Origin of the sequence: Mesorhizobium sp. M1227 (assembly GCF_040318315.1) — a bacterium.
GTDB lineage: Bacteria > Pseudomonadota > Alphaproteobacteria > Rhizobiales > Rhizobiaceae > Mesorhizobium.
This window is the reverse complement of record NZ_JAMYLZ010000024.1, coordinates 22,095-44,620: the sequence shown is the minus strand read 5'-3', so window position 1 is coordinate 44,620 and position 22,526 is coordinate 22,095. Positions and strand designations below refer to the sequence as shown.

The window sequence follows — 22,526 nt, the reverse complement described above, 5'->3', positions numbered from 1 at the left end:
GCGGGCATGTTCTACCCCTGTCGCTGCCGCGGCGTCAACTTTCATGCAACTATGTTTCCTACGAAGAAAATGCCTCTGCGGCCGGCTGCCCTGCTACAGGTTCTTTTCGCGCCGGTTGCCGCGCCGTATAGAAGCCAGAGCAGGCGCGGTTCCGCCGTCTCAAAACAGCCGCGTAATACGCGAAAAGCGACAGAAGCAACGGCGCAAATTCACCAGCGCCGGCTGTGCGGACGATCCGCTACTGCGTCAGCACGTTGCTGATCTCGACCATGTTCGAGCGCACCCTGAGTATGTAAAAACCCATCGTCGTCAGATGTGTCGGCAACAGCCAGCCGTCCTCGCGGCCATTGGCGATGATAAAGGGCTGGATGCGCAGTGCCGAGACGAACTGCGCGTCCATCGTATCCCACAGGTTCTGCAGGTGCTTTTCCTTGATGACGTCCTCGAAGTCGGCCTGTGCGCCCTTCATCAGCCCGTAATAGGCATAGAGCTGGCCATAGGCGAACCAGAAGCGGTCGTCGGCGCGAGTGTCGAACCAGCCATTATTGTGGTTTTCGGCACGCTCCTTGAGGATCGCCGAGGTCGAACCGATGTCGGACGAGATGCGGTCGATATACTGCTTGAGATTGTCGGCGCGGGCATCGAACGTCGCCTGGCAGGCTGCGAGGCGGGCGTTGAAGGAACGCAGCTTGCGCACCGCGTCGCGATAGTAGCTCGGCGTCGGCGTCTTGGGGCCGAACGGGTTCAAGCCGAAATACCAGGTTTCCTCGTCGAACTGCAGATTGCCGCGGGCATCCTGCAGGTCGGCGTCGATCTGTGAGGTGGTGCGGACGCGGCCGAGATTATCGGCAAGCTCGGTCGCAGTACGCCGCACCGCCTGGTTGATGCCGCGCTGGAACGAAGCCTTGTTGTCCATGAACGGCGTGTGGTCCCAGTCGATGCCGAACAGGCCGAGCTTGTAGAGGATCATCGACGACACCCAGGCATTCTGGTTGACGTTGAAGTCGGTCAGGTCGGCCGCAACCTGGGCAATGGCTGAATTTCCGCAGGTCTTGGCCGTGTCGGTGCCGGCGCCGGCGGAAACCTGTTCACCGGCGGAGCTGTTGCGTTTTTCGAACGTGTATTTGTCGACGTAATTCGGGTCGAAATTGTTCCACCACTGGGTGGCGTAGAAGAAGTTGACATAGAGACCGATCAGCACGAGCACAGCCAGGCCGAGCACCGCCTTCAGGATCCAGCCGCGTTGCGTGTACCAGCGCCCCGCCCACAGGAACGGCCACAGGATCGCGCCGATGAGCAGGCCGATGCCGCGGCCAATCCACTGGAAAATCCGGGTGAAGAAACTCACGATCGGATCAAGCATGGCGATGTCACCCCTCAGTCAGTCAAGCCGTAGAGGCGCGTGCGAAACGCCACCTTGTCCTTCAGATATGTGGTTTTCAGAACGTCCACAACATGCGATCGCCAGGCGTCGCTGAAGCCCTCATAGTCCCTGTAGAAGCCCGGCTTGTTGAAGACGTAACGGGAAACGAAGTCCTGCGGCACGAAGTCCGAGATCAGCTGGTTGGTCAGCCAGGCGTCGGGATGGTCCGGCTTGGCGCGGATGACCAGGAAGCGCTGCTGCGGGAACACGTCCTCGATCTTGAGATGGCCGAGCTGGGCGATCTCGCGCTTGGCGGCGTTGAGGAAGGGAAAATTGCCGTCCCTGGTGATCAGATCGGTATGGCCGTGGATCCAGGTCTGCAGCCAGACCTTGTCGACGTCGGTCAGATTGCGGTCGGGATCGGCGTCGCGGATCAGCGCGCGCACCACCATTTCGGCGCGATGCTCGAGATAACCGGAGGTTTCGATCCATGAGGCGCGCGGCAGCTCGATGCGGCCGGTCGAGGCGAGGAACTTGAACACCTTGTCGGCATCGTGGATCGAAAGGTAACTCACCTGCCACGGCCGCGAGCGGCGGAAACCGGGCGCTGCGGGGTCGCTGATCACCGTCGTCACGTCGGGATCGACGAACACATAGAGCCCGCCGAAATGGCTGGTCCAATAGGCATTGTGACGGAAGATCACCTGGTCCGGCACCAGCGCATTCTCGCGGATGTCGCCGCAGACCTTCGCCAGCTCGACCATGTGGGCCAGCATGGCGTTGTCGCGCCAGGCATCCGGCTCCTGCTTCAGCCGGTCGACCAGCTTGCCGAGCTCGGCGGCCTTGCCGAGCACATCCTCGGCCGACAGCACCTTGAACTCGACCTGGTTGATCGACAGCAGGTCCTCGATGTCGTCGACCTTGGGGACCGAATCCTCGATCTCGCCGTAGATGACGTCCTTGATCGTCAGCGCATCGATGGCGCGCTGGTTCTTGGACATGAACTCGTACATCAGCAGCGAGGTGTTGGAGAACGCCGTGTGCACCACCGGCAGGTCGATCTGCGACGGCGTCAGGATGATGAAGCGGCGGTTGACCTCGTTCGGATCGAGGTAGCTGTAGTCGCCGCATTCCTCGGCGACCTGCGGCGAGAAGCCAGTGCGGTCGATCTCGAAGCTTTTCAACTTGGTCGGCTTCAAGCCGAACGCGACCATCGCCTTGTTGTAGCGCTGGATCAGGTGCGGCTCGTCGATCGTCAGCAGCCGGCCGTAGATCAGCTCGTTGTCGCGCAACAGATCGGGTTTCTTGGCCATTATTCCTTCTCCGCGTTCACGGGGAGACGGTGCCCGAAGGGCGGATGAGGGGCGCGAACGCTCCTTCTCCCCTTGTGGGAGAAGGTGGCCGAGCGAAGCTCGGTCGGATGAGGGGTGTTCCAGCTTGACGAATACCCCTCATCCGTCGCCTTCGACGCCACCTTCTCCCACAAGAAGGGGAGAAGGTGGCGTCGGCGCATCTCACGCATTCCACAGCCCCTTTTTCTTCAACCCCTCGATCTCGCGGACGGCACGCTCCCGCAGACGGGTGTCGCGGATCATCTTGGTCACCGCCGCATCATCGGACTTGTCGGAATAGCGGAATTCGGAATCCGCATAGCGGTTGATCTCCTGCATGACCATGTCCATCGAGAATGGCCCGCGCAGCTCCTCGATCATCGCTTTCTTGTCGTCGTAACCCTTGTGCATGAAGGCTTCCGGCTTTTCGAACCACTCGTCCGGCAATTCGATGTCCATGGCGCGCATCTTGATGGCATCGGTAACGTTCTTGATGGCGCGGCCGGTAAAGCGCGGCTCGGCATCCTTGATCAAGTGCAGATAGGTGCCGATGTCAGCCATCGTCTTCGGCGCGCCGTTTTCCTTCATGTAGCGCTCATAGACCTTTATCAGCCCGTCTTCCTGCGGCTTTTCATGTTCCTCATAGGCCTCCATCACCGCGCGCTGGATCTCTTGCGCCGCATAGAGCTTGTGGTCGCCGAGCGGGATCTTGTGGTTCTTGCCGGCGAGCAGAACGAAGATGTCGATGTAGTCGTCGCGGCTCTGCGGGCCATCGACCAGCCAGCGCGCGCCGGCGCGCTGGCGTAGCGCGTCGTCGACGTTTTCGGGATAGTTGGAGAACATGCCGAACGAGCAGTTGCCGCGCACCACGGTCGCCGCACCTCCAAAGGCGTCCATCAGGACGCCGGTGATTTCCTGCTGGCCGGCCGAGGCGCGGTCGTCGGACCGGCGTGCCGCCACCTGGTCGATATCGTCGATGGTGCCAAAGCCGATGACGCGCGGGTTCAGCACATTGTTGATGAACTGGCGGCAGTTCTGGCCCGACTTGCCCTGGTAGGAGGAGATCTGGTCGACGCCGAAATTCTCGTAGGCGAAGGGATAGCCGGCGACCTGGCAATAACCATTGAGAAGACCAGCGATCATCTGGATCAACGTTGTCTTGCCGGTGCCGGGCGCGCCATCGCCGATAAAGGTGAACAGGAAGCCGCCGAGTTCGACGAATGGGTTCAGCTCACGCTCGAAATCGTAGGCCATCAGCATCTTGGCAAGCTTGACCGACTGGTATTTGGCGATGTGGTTGCCGACGACCTCTTCCGGTTTTTTGAAGGTCATCACCAGCGGCTTTGCCCGCTTACCCGGCGCGACGTCGAAGCCGTCAAGGGTAAAATCGTCGACGTCGATGCGGATATGCGCGTTCTCGAACGGACCGATGCCGTCGAAGCGGCCCTTTCGCGCCAACAGCCCGTCGATGGCGACGCGGGCAAAGGCGCGGGCGCGGGTCATCAGGTCGGCATCGTCCTTCGAACCTGCTATCGCCCTGTCGAGCCCGGCCACGATCGACTTCACCGCATCCTGTGGCGTGTCGAACAGAAAGTCCGGCTCGGGCGTGTCGTTCGGCGCCTCGCCGTCGCTGTCGATCAGCTGGAACAAATAGGAGGCAAGGCTGAAGGCGGAGATGTAGGCAGAGGCCGACAGCAGCTTCTTGAAGGTGGCAGCTTCATCGCCTTCGAGCGGCGAGCGGGCGTTTTTCGCCTGCAGACTTTCGAGGTCCGAGCCCTCGGCGAAGACATCCGATATGGCCAGCGCTATCGCTGTGCCGCGCCGAGCGCGAAACAACAGCGTGTGCTGCGGGATGGTCAGCAACTGGTCGTCGGAATGGACGGCGGCGACGGTTTTGGAGAGCTCGACCTCGCGCGTGCGGCGCACCGAGCCGACCGAGACGGTAGAGACGAAGCGGCGGTTGGTGCCGGCAAGCGCGGTGCCGGACTCGCGCGATGGGTCCTCCAGCACGACGATGCGGGTGATGAAACTTTGCGCAGTGGCACGGTGCTTTTCAATTGTCGCTTCCGGGATGGTGGTCAGGCCGGTGTCCATGGAGGATGCTCCGCGATTTGACGGTCAGACGTCGCTGATGACCTGCCCTTTGGACAGGATGTGGACCTTGTAGCCCGAAAAGATCTTCTGCGCCTCGCCGGCGGCATAGAGCGCCTGATAGGCCTCGTGCGGAATCAGCGCATGGTTCTCGTAGTTGGACACGCCTTGCCGCGCGGCCTCGAGATCGTCGGTATTGATGAAGAATTCCTGTGTCGTCTTTTCGCTCGAAAACAGCCCCTTGCGGCCTGGCTTTTCGGCCTTGGAAAAGACCTCCTGGATGGTCCAGGTCAGCAGCCAGGCGTTTTCCGGCTTGCGCACCTTGGCCAGCACTTCGCTCACCGTCGAATTGTTGTCGGTAATCCCTGCAGAATAGAACGGGCCGAGCACGACGCGACGCAGCTGCTTGGGATGCAGCGGCTCGAAATCCTTGTCGAGGTTGACCGCGATGGTCGCCGGCGACAGCGCGTAGGCGGAATTCTTCTCGGTGAAATCGTCGAAACGGTGGGCAAGCTCGGGATTGAGCAAGCCGTCGACCGGCAGCGGAATGTCGACCCTCTCATTAAGTTTGCCGCTGGAGTCGACAAGCTGCCGGATCATGTCGTCCGAGGAATCCTCAACCGTCACCATATAGACAAGCGGCAGGTTGGCGCTGCCGTCGAAGCACGCCCAGTGGACCAGATAATAGGGCCGCAGCGTCTTCGGATTGACCGACACCTTGACCGTCTGGGCCAGCGTGAACGGGCCGAAGGTGGTCTCGCTCTTGACGTCCTCGAGGTAAAGCCGCTCGGCCATCGACTTCTGCAGCGCTTCGGGAAATTCCTTGTGGCGCAGGATGAAGTCGGCCATTTCCTCGCGCAGCTCGCTGGCCGAAGGGATGACGGCGAGACGGCCGTCGGCCTGGAGCCGGTCGTTTTCCAGTTCGAGCAGGTTCTGGAAGACCGGGAAACCGCTTTCGGCGCGCGAGATGCGGAACGTCTCGGTGAAGCCCAGCCGGTTGCGCCAGCACGAGAACGACTTGTCGAGCCGCGCAATATATTCGGCGACGACCTTGGCGACGATGCCGTGCCGGTAGAGCGGCGAGCGATCGTCGCGCATGAACACTTCGAGGCCGCCAAGTGCCGCCGCGATCGCCGAGAAATAACGCGCCGCAGCTTCGTTTTCGGGGGTCATGCTGCCAGCCCTTGGGAGCAGTGCACGTGCAGCAATTACGACTGCACGTAATTTGCCGAATTGTGCTTCTTCATCACATCGTCGAAGCGGCGGGCGAAGGCATCGTCGGCGAGCTTCTTGCGGCGCTGGATGTCGGCGGTGGCGACCATGTTTTTCTCGTGCATTTCAAGCAGATCGCCGATGTGCTTTTGCGAGGCGGCACCAATGCCGGCCATGGTCTCTTCGGCGGTGTTGTCGACCTGGCTGCCCAGCGTGTTGATCTTGTGGGCGACATCCTGTTGGGCGGCGGTCTTCAGCGAATCTTCCAGCGCCTTGTACAGCACGATGCGCTGCTCGGTATCGATGGTCAGCTTGTTGATCAGCGTCGATTGCGCCGCGATCTGGTTGTTGAGGGAATCGACGAAGGTCTGGAACATCGAGGTGTAGCGCTCCAGCGTCTGGCTTTCGGCCAGCAATTCCTGCTCCTTGGCCTGCTTTTCGTTGTATTCCGTGGCCAGTTTCGAGCGTTCGCCTTCCAGCTGCGTGCGCTCCTTCTGGCTGGTCGAGGCGGCGATCTTGTTCTCGATGTCGAGCAGCATCGGGTTGAGCTCCTCGATGCGTTTCTGCACGGTCTCGAGATTGGACATGGTGGTCTTGCGGCGCTCGATCACCTGCGACAGGCTGGCCTCGGAGGTCTTGTAGCGCGTGTCGAGAACCTGCTTCTGCGCCTTGAGGATGCCGACGATGGTGTCGGATTTCGCCAGCAGCTCCTGCAGATTGCCGGCCAGCGACATGTTGCGGACGCGGTCGGTGCGCAGGCGCTGCTTGCGCTGGCTGGAGAAGACACCGACGAAATTTTCCCAGCCGGTGTAGTTCTTCATGCTCTCGAATTCGGCGCCGAAGACGTTGGTGGCGTCCTCGAGGCCGATAATCAGGTCGGCGATATTGCCTTCCATCACCTTCTGCTGCTTCAGCACGTCCTCGATGCGGGCATTCTCGATGTCGAAATTGGCGTCGCCGATCTTCTTGTCGGCGGTGGCGAGCGTCTCGAGCACAGTACCGGACTGCTCGATCTTGGTGCGCATGTCCTCAACGACCTGCTTGGTCTTGGCAATCTCGGCGTCGAAATTCTGCAATGTCGCCATTGGGGCCTCCCGCTTCGGCATCGGTTTCGTTTCGCAAACCGCCGCGAATATATGTGCCGGGTTTGGCGAATGAAAGACGGAAGACATGGGATTACAGGAAAACAAAAGAATTTCAGGAGGCCGACCGCAGGATAGTCAGGCAATGATTACGGTGTAACTGCCGTCCGGTCAGACACCGCTTCAACCGCGGCTGGACTTTAGGTCGGGGAGCGACGCTCAGGGCTTGGGATCGGCCTTGAGGTAGGCGATGACATTGGCGATGTCGTCGTCGCTGGTCAGGCCGGAGAAGGCCATTTTGTTGCCAGGGACCTTCTGCCGCGGCGCGCGCAGGTATTCGGCGAGGATTGCTTCGTCCCAGACCAGGCCGGCGGCGCCGGCGTCCTTCATCCCCTGCGAGTAGCGGCTGAGATAACTGTCCGCGGTGCCGGCGGTGCGGCCGACGACACCCAGCAGATGCGGGCCGACCTTGTCGTGGTCGCTCGTTGCCTCATGACAGGCCACGCATCTGTTGAAGACTTTCTTGCCGAGAGCGGCATCGCCGTCGGCATGCGCGGCAAGAGCGCCGGCGATGAGGAAAGCAGTTGCAGATGAGATGGCTCGAAGCATGGGAACTCCCCGACGGCTCTGGCTGAGAGGTTCTGAAATAGGAAGCAGGCCTTAAACAAGCGCCGCACGATGGCGCGATTGGCGAACGAATGTCGGCCGGGAGGTCGGATGAAAGCAATAGCGCTGGTCAGGTTCTGGTGAAGCCGATGAAATCGTCGGGCACGGCGCGGCCCATTTCCTCTTCCCAATGGCGGCGGCAGAGCGAGACATAGACATCCTTGCCGATCGCCACCTGTTCGCCCTGTTTCGCCACCTTGCCGTCGGCGCCGAGGCGCACCACCATCGTCGCCTTGCGGCCGCAACGGCAGATGGTGCGCACCTCGCGCAGGTCGTCGGCGATTGCCAGCAGGGTGCGCGATCCGGAAAACAGCTTGCCCTGGAAATCGGTGCGCAGGCCGTAGCACATGACCGGGATGTTCAGCCGGTCGGCGATGCGGGCGAGTTGCCAGACTTGCTCCTCTTCGAGGAACTGGGCCTCATCGATGAAGACGCAATGGACCGTGGCGTGGTCGTGATGCTCGGCGACCCGGGCAAACAGATCGTCGCCGTCGCGGAAAATCTCGGCTTCCCTCTCCAGGCCGATGCGCGACGAGATTAGCCCGGTATCGCCCTTGCGGTAGTGGCCGGCGATGAACAACATCGTCGTCATGCCGCGCTCGCGGTAATTATACGAGGCCTGCAACAGCATCGTCGTCTTGCCGGCATTCATCGTCGCATAATGGAAGTACAGCTTGGCCATGCCGTCCTTTTAAGCCGAGTTGCAACAAAGCGGGGAGGGGGAGCGCCTACATTCCACCGGGAAAAGGCGACTTCCATCCGGAAAGCGGCGGGCGTGTCGCTGATCGGCCAGCCTGCGCCGTTGTTCGTGATTGCCTTAGTGCTTGAAACCGCAGCAGAATGATGTTTGGCTGACGGAACAAAGGCGGAGATAAACCGTCGCTTCGCTTCACCGAGAACTGAAATGGGAGAATTTTCATGTCGCGTATGAGTTCATTCGTCGCCGGCCTCGGCCTGGCGGCTTTTCTATCCACGACTGGGGCCTTCGCCGGCGATCCGGAAAGCTGCAAGACGGTGCGGCTGTCCGATGTCGGCTGGACCGACATCCAGGCGACCACCGGCGTCGCTTCGGTGCTGCTCACGGCGCTCGGCTACGAGCCGCAGGTGATCCAGCTTTCGGTGCCGGTGACCTATGCGTCGCTGAAGAACAAAGACCTCGACGTGTTCCTCGGAAACTGGATGCCGTCGATGACCAACGACATCAAGGACTATGCCGCCGAAGGCTCGGTCGAGACCGTCAGCGAAAATCTCAGCGGTGCCGGCTACGGCATCGTCGTTCCGACCTATGTCGCCGATGCCGGTGTCAAGACGCTGACCGATCTCGGCAAGTTCAAGGACAAGTTCGACGGCAAGATCTACGGCATCGAGGCCGGCAATGACGGCAACCGCATCATCCTCGACATGATCAAGGATCCGAAGACCAATCTTGAAGGCTTCGAACTGGTCGAATCTTCCGAGGCCGGCATGCTCACCCAGGCCGAGCAGTCGATGAAGAACAATGAATGGATCGCCTTCCTCGGCTGGACGCCGCATCCGGTGATGGGCGCCATGAAGATCACCTATCTCGAGGGGATGGGAGATAGCGGCTTTGGTGCTGCCACCGTGCATACCAACGTACGCAAGGGCTACATGAGCGAATGCCCGAACGCCGGCAAGTTCATCGCCAATCTGAAGTTCAACCTCGACATGGAAGGCGAGATGATGGACGCGATCCTGAAGGGCGGCGATGCCAATACGGTCGCGACCGACTGGCTGAAGAAGCACCCGGACGCGGTCGCTCCCTGGATCGCCGGCGTCACCACCTTCGACGGCGGCGATGCGGCGGCTGCGGTGAAAACGGCGCTCGGAAGCTGACCCGACCATCTGGCATGACGAGACAAAGGGCAGCCACGGTAGAAATGGCTGCCCTTTTTCATATCCTGTGACAAGATGACCGTCCGGCGAAGGACGGCGCCGGCAGAAGAGGGGCTAGATGGATCCGATCTCCAAATTCCTGGTCAGTTACAAGATTCCCATCGGGGCATGGGGGAAGGCGTTTTTCGGCTTTCTCACCGACAATTTCGACACCATCTTCAGGGCCTTTTCCAACAGCCTCAACTTCCTGCTCGACGGCATCGTCGACGGGCTGCTGTTGCTGCCGCCGGTTCTGCTGATCGCGCTGATCGCTCTGCTCGCCTATTTCCTGCAGCGCTCGAAAGGCCTGGCTTTGGCGGTATTCATCGGATTGCTGTTCATCCTCAACCAGAACCTGTGGAAGCAGACGGTGGAGACGCTGGTGCTGGTGGTCGCCGCCGCCGCCGTGTCGATGGCCATCGGCGTGCCGCTCGGCATCTGGGCCGCGCACAAGCCGAAGGTGTATCGCGTCATGCTGCCGGTGCTCGACCTGATGCAGACATTGCCGACCTTCGTCTACCTGATCCCGGTGCTGACCCTGTTCGGCCTCGGCAACGCGCCCGGCCTGATCGTCACCATCATCTTCGTCATCCCGACCTCGGTTCGGCTCACCCATCTCGGCGTCACCTCGGTGCCGAAATCGATCGTCGAGGCGGGCGAGGCATTCGGCGCCACCAAGCGCCAGCTGCTGTGGAAGGTCGAGCTGCCTTCAGCGCTGCCGACCATCATGGCTGGGCTGACCCAGTCGATCATGCTGTCGCTGTCGATGGTGGTGTTCGCCGCCCTGATCGGCGCCGGCGGCCTCGGTACGGAAATCAACCGGGCGCTCGGTTCGCGCAGGATCGACCTCGGGCTTGAGGCAGGGCTCGCCATCGTCGTGCTCGCCATCGTGCTCGACCGGATGACGCGCATCGGCGTGGGAGGCAAGAAATGACCGTCGCCGTCGATTTCAGGAATGTCGACATCGTCTTCGGCGCCGACCAGGCAGGCTCGCTGGCGCTGATCGACAGTGGTGCCACCCGAGCCGAGATCCTCGAAAAAACCGGCAACGTACTGGGCTGCGCCGGCGCCAGCCTCACCGTGAACGAGGGCGAGATCTCGGTGCTGATGGGGCTTTCCGGCTCCGGCAAATCGACGCTGCTCAGAGCCGTCAACCGGCTGAACGTCGTCTCGCGCGGCCAGGTGCTGGTCAAGGATGGCGACGGCACGGTCGACGTCGTCACCTGCGACGAGGCGACGCTTCGGCGGCTGCGGCAGAAACAGGTGGCGATGGTGTTCCAGCAGTTCGGCCTGCTGCCGTGGCGCACGGTGGAGGAGAATGTCGGCCTTGGCCTCGAGCTCGCCGGCGTACCCGAAGCCGAGCGCAAGGAGCGGGTGAACAGGCAACTGAAGCTGGTTCATCTCGACCAGTGGTCGAAGAAATATGCGCATGAGCTTTCCGGCGGCATGCAGCAGCGCGTCGGCCTGGCGCGCGCCTTTGCCACCGAGGCGCCGATCCTGCTGATGGACGAGCCGTTCTCGGCGCTCGATCCGCTGATCCGGACCAAGCTGCAGGACGAGCTGCTGCAGCTCCAGGCCGAGCTGAAGAAGACCATCATCTTCGTCAGCCACGACCTCGAGGAGGCGCTGAAGATCGGCACCCATATCACCATCATGGAAGGCGGGCGCATCGTGCAAACAGGCGCGCCGGAAGACATCGTGCTGCGGCCCGCCAACGACTATGTCCGCGACTTCATCGCCAATGTGAACCCGCTCTCGGTGCTGACCGCGTGGAACGTCATGCGCGACCGCCGCGACCTCGAACATGGCGAGAACGGCTGGGTGTGGCTCGACCGGCGCAGGACGACGCGTTTCAAGATCGACGAGCATGGGCTGGTGGCGGCGGCCGAGCGCGACGGCAAGCCGGCGGTCTGGGTGTCCTGCGCCGATGTCGAAGCCCAGCCGGAGGAGACGGCTCAGGTATTCTGGGCCAATCCCGGCACCTCGCTGAAGACCGTGATGCTGGCCATGCATCGCTCGCAGACCGCACCCGTCGCGCTATTCGACGAGCAGTCGCGCTTCGTCGGCGCCATCGGCGTCAGGGATGTGTTGAGCGCGGTGTTGCGAAGATAGTTTTTCTCCTTGGGGAGAGAACCAAGACCAAACGCCGAGTTCTGTCGCGCCCCCTCTGTCCTGTCGGACATCTCTCCCACTTGGGGGGAGATCGGCGGCTTCGCGGACGGCTCTCACATTCCAACGTTTGTAATTGGCGAAATCGGCGATGACGACCAATCTCCCCACCTGTGGAGGAGGTGTCCAGCAGAACAGAGGGGGGCGCGAAGGAACGCCGGCTTAGCCCGATACGCAAGCTAAACCGCCGGCGGCAGGCGCAGCTCCGTCATCAGGCCGCCATCGGGATGGTTGGACAGGCTGACTTCGCCGCCGGCGCTACGGGCGATGTTGCGGGCGATGGTCAAGCCGAGGCCGAGGCCGCCGGTCTGACGGCTGCGCGACTGTTCCAGGCGCACGAACGAGCCGAACACGGCGTCGAGCTCGGCTTGCGGGATGCCCGGACCCTCGTCATGGATCGCCAGCGTGATTGTCTTGCCTGATTGACGCAGGCTGAGATGCGCCCTCTTGCCATAGGTCACCGCGTTCTGGACGAGGTTGGTGACACAGCGCCGTAGCGCGACCGGCTGCGCGACGCAGATCAGGCCGCGCGAGCGCGCGTCCTCATTGTCGAAGGAGACCTCGTCGAAGCCGTCGGCGATCGATTCTACCAGCGACCAGAAATCGATCCTCTCGCTCTTCTCCTCGGTCACCTCGAAAGTGGCGAAGTCGATGACCGAGCTGGCAATGCCTTCGATGTCGGCGAGGTCGTGCGCCAGTGCGGCGCGCACGGACGAATTCCTCAGCAGTTCGAGGCGCAGCCGCATCCTGGTCAACGGCGTGCGCAGGTCGTGCGCCAGTGCGGCGGCAAGATGCTCGCGGTCCTCGACGTAGGCGCGCAGTCTTGCCTGCATGGCATTGACCGCCTTTGCCGCGGTACGCACCTCGCGGCTGCCGCTCTCGGCGATCGGCGGGCTCTTCAGGTCCTCGCCGATCCGCTTCACCGCGGTCTCCATCATCCGGTAGGGCGCCGTCAGCCGGCGCAGCGACCAGATCGAGGAAGCCACCACCAGCCCGGCGATCAAGGCATAGAGTGGCAGGCTATCGAAGCTCAGTATCGGCCCGGCCGGCGTGTTCGGCTCGGTGAAGTTCAGCCATTGGCCGTCGGCAAAGCGAAGCGAAGCGGTCAGCTTGTCGCTCTGGGCGAAATCGGCCGCCAGCACCAGCAGGTCGCGCTCGACCTGGCCAATATCGGGACCGGCGACCGTCCCGCCGGGAGCGTCGGCTTCGTGCGTTGCCGGGTCGCGGCGGACCCGCGCGTCGGTGATGCCGAACTTCGATAGCCGGCCGACCAATATGTCCTCCAATTCGGCCAGCTCGTCGTCGCCGGCTATCGAGGAAGTAACGGCGGGCGTGTTGGAAACGGTGAGCGCATAAGTGGCGTTGAACAGGCCGGACGCCGTCGCCTTGCGCTGTTCGGGGGTGGCGTCATGCATCAGCTGTACCAGCGAGAAGGCGCGGTCGTTCAGCCGGTAGAGATCGACGACGTCATTGGCGGCGGCACGGTCGCGCGAAACGATGTAGAGGGTCGCGATCTGGCTGATCAGCAGGCCGGCTATGACGATGAGCAGCACCCAGACCGGCAGTGTTTGCGGCAGAATACGTCTCATTCGGCGGTCGTCTCAGGCAGGAACTGGTAGCCGCCGCTGCGCACAGTCAAGATCAGCTTCGGCGTTTTCGGGTCATCCTCCATCTTGCGCCGCAGCCGGCTGACCAGAATGTCCACGCTGCGGTCGAAACTGTAGCCGCTGTCGCCGCCGGACAGCTCGATCAGCTGCTCGCGGCTCAGTACGCGTTGCGCGCTCTTGACGAAGGTCTGCAGTAGATTGAATTCGGCCATCGTCAGCTCGATCCTGACGTCGCCGGGCGCCATCAGCCGGCGGCGCGAACAGTCCATCGTCCAGCCGGCGAAATGGTATATCTGCCGCGAGGCCGCGCGTCGCGGTTCGGCGGCGCCATTGCGTCTCAAGACGGCACGAATGCGTGCGAGCAGCTCGCGCGGATCGAAGGGTTTCGGCACGTAGTCGTCGGCACCCATCTCCAGCCCAACCACGCGGTCGGTAGTTTCGGTAACCGCGGTCAGCATGATGATCGGCGTCGAATAATTGGCGCGCAACTCGCGGCAGAGCTCCAGCCCGCTCTTGCCGGGCAGCATGACGTCCAGGACGATCAGGTCGACCTGGGCGCGGCGCAGGATGGTCTCCATCTCGGTGCCGTCGGCGGCGACCGATGTATGCAGCCCTCGCTTCTGGAAAAATTCCTGAAGCAGGTCGCGAATGCCCTTGTCGTCGTCGACGATCAGTATGTGGGGGTCGGATTTCACAGGGAACCTGTCATTTGTGGATCGCCCAAGCGCTGCTTCGGCTGTCAGCCAGACGATAGAATTCAGGCCATAAGTTGGCCAGTGGAGATCGGCGGCCCGATCCGGGCTGCCCAGAAACAATCCAGAAACAAAATTCTACAATCCGGAAAAACTGCCGAAAAAAATCAAAGGCATAAGTGGTGCCGTGGCGGTCAGGTCATCGGCTGCGACACGCGTTACGGGATTACGGACAGACCAATGCAAAGGTTCTCGATCAGTCTGATGGGTGCGTTGCTTTCCATTTCGCTCGTCACGGTCGCGGTCGAATATGCCGATGCAAAACTGGCCGATGCGAAGGTGGCCAATGCAAAGGCGGCCGATGCAAAGGTGGCGACCACCCGCAGCGAGCGTTGCATCGATCTGAACCGCCAGTTTGACGAAGCCCTCGAAACCCATGCCGCGGCAACGCAGGTCACCGCGGCGAAAGCACTTCAAAGAAAGGGAAACCGGTTCTGCGCCAACAAGAAACAGGCACAGGGAATCCGGATGCTCGCGAACGCTTTGAAGCTGCTTGGAGTGACACCGATCGATCCCGTTCAGTGACACTCAATCCGATCTGCACAAAAAGGAAGTGAAGCCATGAAAAAGTCCCTCCTCTCCGCCCTCGGTCTCGCCATCGCGCTGGCCGTCTCGATGCCGGTTCTCGGCGCCAGCAGCGCCAATGCCGCGACCACCACCCCGGCTGCGACGACAACGACGACCGCTGCGCCGGCCAAGGCCGTGAAGAAGGTCGCTGCCAAGAAGACCGTCAAGAAGCACAAGAAGCACGCGGTCAAGGCAGCCCCGAAGGCCTGATCAAGCGACATCTTTCTACCCTATGAGAAGACCGCTCCAGTTGCGATTTGCCTGGAGCGGTCGTCTTTTTTGTTGCGTGCATACAATAGGGCCAGGCCCGGCCCACACCCCCGGTTGAACGCCAGACGGCAGTTCCCACATAGGCACGGACTTTGAACTGCGCCTGCCGGGAAGCCGATCGCGCGCGGTTGAATGGACGACCGCTTTTGCCCATGTCAAAATGACCGCAAAGCTGTCGTACGCAATTGCCGGTCCAATGCCTGAAATCACGACAAAACCCCGTACCAGCACGAAGCCGAAGGTCGAACGGCCGAAGCTCTACAAGGTCATCCTGGTCAATGACGATTTCACGCCGCGCGAGTTCGTCGTGACGGTGCTGAAGTCCGAGTTCAAGCTCAGCGAAGACCAGGCGCATAGGATAATGATCACCGCGCACCGGCGCGGCGTCTGCGTTGTCGCCGTCTTCACCAGGGATGTCGCCGAGACCAAGGCGGCGCGGGCAACCGATGCCGGCAAGGCCAAGGGCTACCCGCTGATGTTCACGACGGAGCCGGAGGAGTAGGGCGGTTCGCTTTCTTCCTTCTCCTCTTGTGGGAGAAGGTGGCCGAGCGAAGCTCGGTCGGATGAGGGGTGTTCCAGCTTGGCAAGGACGGCACTCCGTCCAGCACCCCTCAACCGTCTTGGCGCTGCGCGCCAATCAACCTTCTCCCACAAGGGGAGAAGGATAAACCGCGTTACCGCCCTTCGCGGTACCACATCGAGCCCATCGCCAGAAGCAGCAGGCCGAGGCCGAGGAAGCCGCCGAACAGCGGCACGCGCGAGACGGCCTTGAGTACGCTGTCGTCGGTGGTGCGCAGGCCGATCCAGTCATCGCCGGAGGCAGCGCCCGAGGAACGGACCGGGACTACGGATGGCAGCGTGACGGTGCTGGTGAGAGTGCCAAGTGCTGAGGCCGGCGCCAGCCGGCGAACGCTGCCGCCGGTTGCCTCAGCCGGTGGTTTCAGCCGGTTCTCGGTGGAGACGACGTCGGTGAATTCCGGGGCGTTGACCGGCCCGACATGGGCCAATGCCGTCAGGTCGCCATTGCCGACCTGATAGAGACCGATTTCGTTGGTCTCGACGCTGCCGAGGAAGACGCCTGGTTCGGATTTCTCGAGCCTGACGATCAGTGCCTTGCCGGACGGCGTGATGACTTGCGCCGGGCCGGGGTCGTCGCTCATCGTCTGGCGGCGGATTTCAAGCACCATGCCGCGGCCGTCGGCGGTCAGCCGCTCTTCCTCGAGTTCGGGCTCCTTCATCAGCCAGTGGGCGATGCGCCGGTAGAGCTGGACATGGGGGCCGCCGCCCTCGAAGCCGCGCGCCCACAGCCAGCCTTGGTCGGACAGAAGCATGCCGACGCGGCCTTCGCCCTTGCGATCGAGCAGCAGCAGCGGCCGGTTGTCGGCGCCCTTCATCACCACCTCGCCCTCGGGGTTCTCGACGCCGATGGTGCGGAACCAGCGGCTCCAGTGCGGCGGCTCGGTCGCGGAGCCGTCGAGCCCGCGCGTTACCGGATGACGCTGGCCGGTATCGGTGAGGCGCGGATAGAAGGCCTTGTCGATGACCTCGCCGGTCGGCATTGCCGGCAGCGCCGACATCAGCGGCGTGCGAGCGATCGAGCTTTCGCCGGCATATTCGGGGCCTGCCGCGATCAGCAGCGCGCCGCCCTTTTCGACATATTCGGAGATATAGTCGTAATAGAGGATCGGCAGTACGTCGCGGTGCTGATAGCGGTCGAAGATGATCAGGTCGAAATCCTTGATCTTCTCGACGAACAGCTCGCGCGTCGGGAAGGCGATCAGCGACAATTCGTTTATCGGCGTGCCGTCCTGCTTTTCCGGCGGGCGCAGGATGGTGAAGTGCACGAGGTCCACCGAAGCGTCGGATTTCAGCAAATTGCGCCAGGTGCGCTCGCCCGCATGCGGTTCGCCGGAAACGAGCAATACGCGCAGATTTTCGCGAATGCCGTCGATCAGCGCGATGGCGCGGTTGTTGGTGTCGGTGAGTTCGCCCGGCTCGTGGTTGATGGCGAGTTCGACAATGTTGCGCCCGGCACTGGGAATGGTCACCTGCAGCGGCATCGCCTGGCCGATGTTGGCGTGCTCGACCGATACCTGCTCGCCATTGACCGATACGCGGACATCGACCAGGCCGGTTTCGTTGTTGGTGGCGATGACGCGATAGGTCATGTCGAGCGGCTTGCCGACGAGGCCGAAGCGCGGCGCATTCTCGAAGCGAATGCGACGGTCCTTTTCATGCTCGTTGCCGGTAATCAGCGCGTGCAGCGGGGCATTGAAATCGGGTGCGCCGGACGGCGCGTCATGCACCTCGCCATCGGTGATCATGATGGCGCCGCCGATGCGCGATGGCGGCACGTCGCGGAAAGCATTTTCGAGCGAGGAAAACAACCGCGTCTCGGTGCGCTCGTCAGCGGCTTCGGACTTGCCGGCTTCGACGACACGGACGTCGAACTGCTTGAAGCGGCCGAGACGCTGCTGAAGCCCGGCCAACGCCGCGTCAGTCTGCTTGGTGCGGTCGCCGATATCCTGGCTCTGACTGCGATCGACGACGACGGCGACAATGCTTTTCAGCGGCTCACGTTCTTCGTCGAGGAACACCGGATTGAGCAGCGCCGCCGCCAGGGCAATCAGGGCTGCCAGGCGGAAGACCGCGCCGCGCTGGCGAAACCAAAGGCCGACCAGCGCCAGCAGCAGCAGCGGCACCAGAACCACTGCGAGCAGTGGCCAGGTGATGAGCGGTTCGAAGGAGAGCGACCAGTTCATAGTCTACTGCCCCAGCCGTTCGAGCAGCACCGGGACGTGCACCTGATCGGATTTGTAGTTGCCGGTCAGCATGTACATCATGATGTTGACGCCGGCACGCAGCGCATAGATGCGCTGCATCGGATCCGAAGGCACCGTCGGCAATAGCGGGTCGCCATTCTCGTCGACGGCCCAAGCGCCGGCGAAATCATTGGCGGTGATCATGATTGGCGAAACGCCGTCGCCGGTGCGCACCGGGCGGTTCTCGGTGTTGCTGGCTTCGAGCGATGCCTCGACCCAAAGCGGGCTGCCGGCAAAACGGCCGGGAAACTCCGGAAGAATGTAGAAGGATTTGGTCAGCACGTGGTCCGACGGCACCGGTTCAAGCGGTGGCACGTTGAGGTTGCCGAGGATGTCGCGCAGCCGCTCCGTCGCCGGGCTGGTCGAATCCGCACCAATGCCATTGGCGAACTGGTCGCGGGTGTCGAACAAGACCGTTCCGCCCTGCTGCATGTAGGCGTCGATGCGGGCGATGGCGGCCTCGCTGGGCATCGGGGCAGAGGGATCGATCGGCCAGTAGATCAGCGGGTAGAAGGAAAGTTCGTCCTTCGAGATGTCGACGCCGGCCGGTGCTCCGGGTTCGAGCGCGGTTTTTTCGATAAGAAAGCGGGTCAGGCCTTCGAGCCCGGCGCGGCTGATCGAATCGACACCCGGCTCGCCGGTCAGCACATAGGCGATCCGGGTCTTTGAAATGTCCCCGATCGCCTCCGTATCTCCCGGTTTGGCGTCGTCGGCACGCGCGACGTCCGCGTGGCCAATCAACGCGCCGAGCGCAATCAGCAGGACGGCCGCCGTCGCCGCAGCGCCGGCACGGCGCGGCCGGCGCGACAACAGGCCGCCCATCCAGAATACGGCAAGCGTGTCGAGCACCATCAGCACCAGGGCGGCCGTGACAAGCGGACCTTTGAGGTTGCGCTGCTGGTCGACGGCATACTGGATGGTGGTGACCGGCACCGTGATTTCAGGCCGGGCCAGCGGCGTGAATGCGCTGTCGCCACCGAGCAGATTGTGAGCGAACACTCCTGTCTCCGAGCCGTAGAGGCCGGGCGGGTTTTCCAGCGTCACCGGCAGCGGGCCGGCGCCGGGCACCAGCGGCCTGGCATCCGGCGTCGGCGGCCCCAGCGTGCCGTCGGCGGCGATCATACGATAGGGTGCCAGCGACGTGGCGGCGGCCTCGGCATTGGCGACAGCCGCGCCCTGGTTGCGCGACAATTGCACGATGCGCCGCAGCATCTCGACGAAGCTGCCGGAGATCGGCAGGTTGGACCACGTCGCCTCGGGGGTGACGTGGAACAGTACGAGGGTGCCCTTGTCCTTCTTCATCCCGGTCACCAGCGGCGTACCGTCGGCAAGCGTGGCCCAGGTGCGCTCGACAATGTCGGGCGTTGGCTCGGCCAGCACCTGCCTGGTAACGGTGACCTCGGTCGGCGGCGCGAGGTCGGCGAACGGACCGGTTTTCGGGAATTCGGTGACCGGCTGCGGCGCCGTCCATGACAGCGCGCCGCCAAGCGATCGCTCGCCGGTGCGCAGCCGGACCGGCAGCAGATCGTCGTCATTGCCGGCAGCGGCCAGCCGCGAACCGGCAAAACGCACCAGCGTGCCGCCCTTGTCGACCCAGTCGACCAGCTTCTGCCGCGCCTGTTCCGGAATGGTGCCGACATCAGCCATGACGATCATCGCCGGTTTCTGGTCGAGCAGTTGCGGGATGGCGTCGGCGAGATCGACGCTCGACGGCTCGACGAGATCGGCGAAGGGCTGCAGGGCGCGGCGAATGTAGTAGAGCGGCGACAGCAGCGGTTGCGCCTGATCAGCCTCGGACTGCGACAGCAGCCCGACGCGGCGGCGTTTTGAGCTCTCATCGAGCACGCGGACGGCACCGGCCTGGCGCTCGCCATCGAGCGCGATGTAGGCGAAGTCGTTGCGCAGTTCGAACGGCACCGCCATCGTGCCGGTTGCGGTGGTTCCGCCCGGGGCAAAGGTCAGCGTTGCGTCGGCAATGCGGCGGCCCTTGTCGTCGAACGCGCCGGCCGTCACCTGTGCAGGTGCCGGATCGCCCGGTGCGCGGATGGCGGTCAGGGCGAAGCCGTCGACCTGGTTGTCGGCGCCGGTCAGGCCGGTCAGCGACAGCCGGTCGGAGACGGCCCAGACGACACGTGCCGCGTTCTTTGACAACAACGTGTTGAAGGCGGCTTCGTCGCCTTGCGCCGCCAAGCCATCGGCGAGCACTGCGACGCTTGCGCCCGGCAGCGACTCCAGGGCTGACGCGACGCGGGCGTAGACGGCGGGGCGGTCGGTCGGGATCGGCCGCGGCTTTGCCGCGCGCAGCCGGTCGAGCGCGGCAGCGGCATCGAAGGGACCGATCTCGGCATTCGGCTTCTCGGCGGTGAAAGCGATGAGCACCGGCACGCCGTTCGAATTGGCATCGGCGATCAGCCGCTCGGCGGTGGCGACCCGCTTGCCCCAGTCGGCGGCACTTGCCCAGTCATTGTCGATCACCAGCGCCAGGGCGGCGCCCTCGGCCGGCAGCTTTTCGCGCGGGTTGAAGACGGGTTCGGCAAGTGCTGCCACGACAAGCGCGGCCATCAGCAGCCTGAGCAGCGTCAGCCACCAAGGGCTCTGCTGCGGCGTTTCTTCGCGCCTCAGCACGCGGGCGAGAATCCTGAGCGGCGGAAACACCTCGGCTTGCGGCCTGGGCGGGGTCAGCCGCAGAAGCCACCAGATCACCGGCAGCGCCAGCAGGCCCCACAGCACCATCGGCGCCCCGAAGGAGAGCGGCAGCCAACTCATGCGCGGGCCCTCCCGGCAAAGCTGCCTTCGGCGGTCATCGCCATGTGGATGCGCACCAGCGCCTCGGAGGCAAGGCGATCGGTATGATTGACGGTAAAGCTCCAGCCAAGCCGTTTGCACCAGGCGGCCAGTTCCTGGCGGCGGGCGGCATAAAGCAGGCGATATTCCTCGCCCAGCATTTCGGCGCGGCCGGCGGTCAGCTTGTCGCCGGTCTCAGGATCGGTGAATTCGGTGCGCCCGGCATAGGGGAAGCTTTCCTCGGCCGGATCGGCGACCTCGACCAGATGGGCGCGCACGCCGTGGCGGGCGGGAACGTCCAGCCACGCAATAGTGTCCTCGACGGGGTCGAGGAAATCGCTGACGAGGACGATGTCGCAGAACCGGCGAATGCCGGATAGATCGGGCTTTGCCGGCAGGTCGCCGGCGTGCATCAGTTGCGCGGCGATGCGCTCGGCGCCATTGCGGGCGGTGAACGGGTCGGTCAGGCCCGGCCAGGCAATGCGCTCGCCGCTGCGCGACAAAAGCTCGGCCATGGCCAACGTCAGCACCAGGGCGCGCGATTCCTTGGAAACGCTGGCCCCGGTCGATTTGTAGAGCATGGAAGGCGAGGGATCGGACCAAAGCCACACCGTGTGGGCAGCCTCCCATTCACGGTCGCGGACATAGGTGTGGTCGTCGCGGGCGGAACGGCGCCAGTCAATGCGCGAGGAATCGCCTTCGACATAGGGCCGGAACTGCCAGAAATTCTCGCCGATACCGCGCTTGCGGCGGCCATGCCAGCCGGCAATTACCGTATTGACGATGCGGCGCGCCTCGACCAGCAGGTCCGGCACCAACGAAGCCCGCAACCGGCCTCTGGCGAGCGCATCGCGCGTCGCTGCCGGTGCCTGCGCTTCACCGATGCGCGCCATCAAATCCCTTTCGCGAGCTTCGCCACAACATCGCGAACCGTGGTGCCCTCGGCGCGGGCGGCGAAGGTCAGCGCCATGCGGTGCTGCAGCACCGGCTCGGCGAGCGCGCGGACGTCGTCGACCGACGGCGCCAGCCGGCCGTCATAGAGGGCGCGGGCGCGGGTGCACAGCGTCAGCGCCTGGCTGGCGCGCGGGCCTGGGCCCCAGGCGACGTGCTTGTCAGTATCGGCGTTGCCCTGGCCGGGGCGCGCTGAGCGCACCAGCTTGAGGATCGCCTCGACGACGCTTTCCGGCACCGGCATACGGCGGATGAGCGTCTGGATGTCCTTCAGCCGCGCCGGCTGCAGCACGTTTTCAGCCTTGGCATCCTCGATACCGGTGGTCTCCAGCAGGATGCGGCGCTCCGCCTCGATCTCGGGGTAGAGGATATCGACCTGCATCAGGAAGCGGTCGAGCTGCGCTTCCGGCAGCGGATAGGTGCCTTCCTGCTCCAGGGGGTTCTGCGTCGCCAGAACGTGGAACGGTGACGGCAGATCATGGCGCACGCCGGCAATGGTGACGTGGTATTCCTGCATCGACTGCAGCAGCGCCGACTGGGTGCGTGGCGAGGCGCGGTTGATCTCGTCGGCCATCAGCAGTTGCGCAAAGATCGGCCCGGAAATGAAGCGGAAGGAGCGCTTGCCGAATTCATCCTGCTCCATCACTTCGGAGCCGAGAATGTCGGATGGCATCAGGTCGGGCGTGAACTGGATGCGGCGCGAATCGAGGCCGAGCACGATGCCCAGCGTTTCGACCAGCTTGGTCTTGGCGAGGCCGGGCACGCCGACCAGCAGTGCATGGCCGCCGGCCAGCAATGCGACGAGCGTGCGCTCGACGACGCTTTCCTGGCCGAAAATGACCCGGCCGACGCCGTCACGGACCCTCGAAATGTCGGCCAGCGCTTTCTCGGCCTGCGCCACCATGTCCTTTTCGCTGATTGGGCTTTCCTTGATCATAACGCTCATGCAGCATCGATCCTTCTGTT

19 protein-coding genes are annotated in these 22,526 nt (G+C 63.3%); 6 read left to right on the top strand and 13 right to left on the bottom strand.

Annotated elements, in window-relative coordinates:
- Positions 1-238 precede the first annotated feature (238 nt).
- From NKH28_RS23575 to NKH28_RS23545, 7 genes are all read right to left on the bottom strand, one after another.
- Positions 239-1,363, bottom strand: a complete 1,125-nt coding sequence (locus NKH28_RS23575; protein ID WP_352450540.1) for a DUF2333 family protein — start codon at positions 1,361-1,363, stop codon at positions 239-241.
- Positions 1,364-1,377: 14 nt separating this feature from the next.
- A complete protein-coding gene (locus NKH28_RS23570) occupies positions 1,378-2,676 on the bottom strand; it encodes a DUF6638 family protein (RefSeq protein WP_352540987.1) in 1,299 nt (432 codons plus the stop codon).
- Positions 2,677-2,877: 201 nt separating this feature from the next.
- Positions 2,878-4,788 (bottom strand): AAA family ATPase, encoded by a 1,911-nt coding sequence (locus tag NKH28_RS23565; RefSeq protein ID WP_352980547.1) that lies wholly within the window; start codon positions 4,786-4,788, stop codon positions 2,878-2,880.
- A gap of 24 nt (positions 4,789-4,812) precedes the next feature.
- Positions 4,813-5,958 carry a hypothetical protein gene (locus tag NKH28_RS23560; RefSeq protein ID WP_352980546.1) on the bottom strand — a complete coding sequence of 382 codons (1,146 nt, stop codon included), beginning with the start codon at positions 5,956-5,958 and terminating at the stop codon, positions 4,813-4,815.
- A gap of 35 nt (positions 5,959-5,993) precedes the next feature.
- Positions 5,994-7,082 carry a hypothetical protein gene (locus tag NKH28_RS23555; RefSeq protein WP_352540990.1) on the bottom strand — a complete coding sequence of 363 codons (1,089 nt, stop codon included), beginning with the start codon at positions 7,080-7,082 and terminating at the stop codon, positions 5,994-5,996.
- A gap of 216 nt (positions 7,083-7,298) precedes the next feature.
- Complete coding sequence (locus NKH28_RS23550) at positions 7,299-7,688, bottom strand: c-type cytochrome (RefSeq protein ID WP_352540991.1); 390 nt, start codon at positions 7,686-7,688, stop codon at positions 7,299-7,301.
- 127 nt (positions 7,689-7,815) lie between these two features.
- On the bottom strand, positions 7,816-8,427 hold the full coding sequence (locus NKH28_RS23545) for a thymidine kinase (RefSeq protein ID WP_352540992.1): 612 nt from the start codon (positions 8,425-8,427) through the stop codon (positions 7,816-7,818).
- Positions 8,428-8,663: 236 nt separating this feature from the next.
- Between NKH28_RS23545 and NKH28_RS23540 the strand changes: the two genes are divergently transcribed.
- The 3 genes from NKH28_RS23540 to choV all read left to right on the top strand — a co-directional run bounded on the left by NKH28_RS23540 (position 8,664) and on the right by choV (position 11,750).
- Positions 8,664-9,599, top strand: a complete 936-nt coding sequence (locus NKH28_RS23540) for a choline ABC transporter substrate-binding protein (RefSeq protein ID WP_292660734.1) — start codon at positions 8,664-8,666, stop codon at positions 9,597-9,599.
- A 118-nt stretch (positions 9,600-9,717) separates the two neighbouring features.
- On the top strand, positions 9,718-10,572 hold the full coding sequence (choW, locus tag NKH28_RS23535; protein WP_254819158.1) for a choline ABC transporter permease subunit: 855 nt from the start codon (positions 9,718-9,720) through the stop codon (positions 10,570-10,572).
- On the top strand, positions 10,569-11,750 hold the full coding sequence (choV, locus tag NKH28_RS23530) for a choline ABC transporter ATP-binding protein (protein ID WP_352540993.1): 1,182 nt from the start codon (positions 10,569-10,571) through the stop codon (positions 11,748-11,750). The genes choW and choV overlap by 4 nt, the downstream gene beginning before the upstream one ends.
- A gap of 236 nt (positions 11,751-11,986) precedes the next feature.
- Here choV and NKH28_RS23525 read toward each other — a convergent pair whose 3' ends face one another.
- A complete protein-coding gene (locus NKH28_RS23525) occupies positions 11,987-13,396 on the bottom strand; it encodes an ATP-binding protein (protein ID WP_352980545.1) in 1,410 nt (469 codons plus the stop codon).
- Complete coding sequence (locus tag NKH28_RS23520; protein ID WP_352469721.1) at positions 13,393-14,109, bottom strand: response regulator; 717 nt, start codon at positions 14,107-14,109, stop codon at positions 13,393-13,395. The genes NKH28_RS23525 and NKH28_RS23520 overlap by 4 nt, the downstream gene beginning before the upstream one ends.
- Positions 14,110-14,346: 237 nt before the next feature.
- Here NKH28_RS23520 and NKH28_RS23515 point away from each other — a divergent pair, with 237 nt between their 5' ends.
- The 3 genes from NKH28_RS23515 to clpS all read left to right on the top strand — a co-directional run bounded on the left by NKH28_RS23515 (position 14,347) and on the right by clpS (position 15,505).
- Positions 14,347-14,691 carry a hypothetical protein gene (locus NKH28_RS23515; protein WP_352980570.1) on the top strand — a complete coding sequence of 115 codons (345 nt, stop codon included), beginning with the start codon at positions 14,347-14,349 and terminating at the stop codon, positions 14,689-14,691.
- 36 nt (positions 14,692-14,727) lie between these two features.
- On the top strand, positions 14,728-14,943 hold the full coding sequence (locus NKH28_RS23510) for a hypothetical protein (RefSeq protein WP_352450529.1): 216 nt from the start codon (positions 14,728-14,730) through the stop codon (positions 14,941-14,943).
- A 256-nt stretch (positions 14,944-15,199) separates the two neighbouring features.
- Positions 15,200-15,505, top strand: a complete 306-nt coding sequence (clpS, locus tag NKH28_RS23505; protein WP_352540995.1) for an ATP-dependent Clp protease adapter ClpS — start codon at positions 15,200-15,202, stop codon at positions 15,503-15,505.
- 172 nt (positions 15,506-15,677) lie between these two features.
- On the opposite strand, the gene NKH28_RS23500 is transcribed toward clpS, so the two are convergent.
- Genes NKH28_RS23500 through NKH28_RS23485 form a run of 4 tightly spaced genes read right to left on the bottom strand, consistent with a single transcriptional unit; the run spans position 15,678 to position 22,506 of the window.
- A complete protein-coding gene (locus NKH28_RS23500; RefSeq protein ID WP_352980544.1) occupies positions 15,678-17,765 on the bottom strand; it encodes a hypothetical protein in 2,088 nt (695 codons plus the stop codon).
- Between the two features lie 3 nt (positions 17,766-17,768).
- Entirely contained in the window at positions 17,769-20,591 is a 2,823-nt protein-coding gene (locus NKH28_RS23495; protein ID WP_352980543.1) for a DUF4159 domain-containing protein, read from the bottom strand.
- Positions 20,588-21,502: a DUF58 domain-containing protein gene (locus NKH28_RS23490; RefSeq protein WP_352980542.1), complete on the bottom strand. Its 915-nt coding sequence runs from the start codon at positions 21,500-21,502 to the stop codon at positions 20,588-20,590. The genes NKH28_RS23495 and NKH28_RS23490 overlap by 4 nt, the downstream gene beginning before the upstream one ends.
- Positions 21,502-22,506 carry an AAA family ATPase gene (locus NKH28_RS23485; RefSeq protein ID WP_352450525.1) on the bottom strand — a complete coding sequence of 335 codons (1,005 nt, stop codon included), beginning with the start codon at positions 22,504-22,506 and terminating at the stop codon, positions 21,502-21,504. Before NKH28_RS23485 ends, NKH28_RS23490 begins: the two co-directional genes overlap by 1 nt.
- Positions 22,507-22,526 lie beyond the last annotated feature (20 nt).

What these genes read in the sequence shown, in the direction of transcription:
- NKH28_RS23510 (WP_352450529.1), top strand. Translation starts at nt 14,728, where the DNA reads ATGAAAAAGTCCCTCCTCTCCGCCCTCGGTCTCGCCATCGCGCTGGCC.
- NKH28_RS23485 (WP_352450525.1), bottom strand. Translation starts at nt 22,506, where the DNA reads ATGAGCGTTATGATCAAGGAAAGCCCAATCAGCGAAAAGGACATGGTG.
- NKH28_RS23570 (WP_352540987.1), bottom strand. Translation starts at nt 2,676, where the DNA reads ATGGCCAAGAAACCCGATCTGTTGCGCGACAACGAGCTGATCTACGGC.
- NKH28_RS23565 (WP_352980547.1), bottom strand. Translation starts at nt 4,788, where the DNA reads ATGGACACCGGCCTGACCACCATCCCGGAAGCGACAATTGAAAAGCAC.
- clpS (WP_352540995.1), top strand. Translation starts at nt 15,200, where the DNA reads ATGCCTGAAATCACGACAAAACCCCGTACCAGCACGAAGCCGAAGGTC.
- NKH28_RS23495 (WP_352980543.1), bottom strand. Translation starts at nt 20,591, where the DNA reads ATGAGTTGGCTGCCGCTCTCCTTCGGGGCGCCGATGGTGCTGTGGGGC.
- NKH28_RS23575 (WP_352450540.1), bottom strand. Translation starts at nt 1,363, where the DNA reads ATGCTTGATCCGATCGTGAGTTTCTTCACCCGGATTTTCCAGTGGATT.
- NKH28_RS23525 (WP_352980545.1), bottom strand. Translation starts at nt 13,396, where the DNA reads ATGAGACGTATTCTGCCGCAAACACTGCCGGTCTGGGTGCTGCTCATC.
- choW (WP_254819158.1), top strand. Translation starts at nt 9,718, where the DNA reads ATGGATCCGATCTCCAAATTCCTGGTCAGTTACAAGATTCCCATCGGG.
- NKH28_RS23490 (WP_352980542.1), bottom strand. Translation starts at nt 21,502, where the DNA reads ATGGCGCGCATCGGTGAAGCGCAGGCACCGGCAGCGACGCGCGATGCG.
- NKH28_RS23515 (WP_352980570.1), top strand. Translation starts at nt 14,347, where the DNA reads ATGCAAAGGTTCTCGATCAGTCTGATGGGTGCGTTGCTTTCCATTTCG.
- NKH28_RS23500 (WP_352980544.1), bottom strand. Translation starts at nt 17,765, where the DNA reads ATGAACTGGTCGCTCTCCTTCGAACCGCTCATCACCTGGCCACTGCTC.
- NKH28_RS23540 (WP_292660734.1), top strand. Translation starts at nt 8,664, where the DNA reads ATGTCGCGTATGAGTTCATTCGTCGCCGGCCTCGGCCTGGCGGCTTTT.
- NKH28_RS23560 (WP_352980546.1), bottom strand. Translation starts at nt 5,958, where the DNA reads ATGACCCCCGAAAACGAAGCTGCGGCGCGTTATTTCTCGGCGATCGCG.
- NKH28_RS23545 (WP_352540992.1), bottom strand. Translation starts at nt 8,427, where the DNA reads ATGGCCAAGCTGTACTTCCATTATGCGACGATGAATGCCGGCAAGACG.
- NKH28_RS23555 (WP_352540990.1), bottom strand. Translation starts at nt 7,082, where the DNA reads ATGGCGACATTGCAGAATTTCGACGCCGAGATTGCCAAGACCAAGCAG.
- choV (WP_352540993.1), top strand. Translation starts at nt 10,569, where the DNA reads ATGACCGTCGCCGTCGATTTCAGGAATGTCGACATCGTCTTCGGCGCC.
- NKH28_RS23550 (WP_352540991.1), bottom strand. Translation starts at nt 7,688, where the DNA reads ATGCTTCGAGCCATCTCATCTGCAACTGCTTTCCTCATCGCCGGCGCT.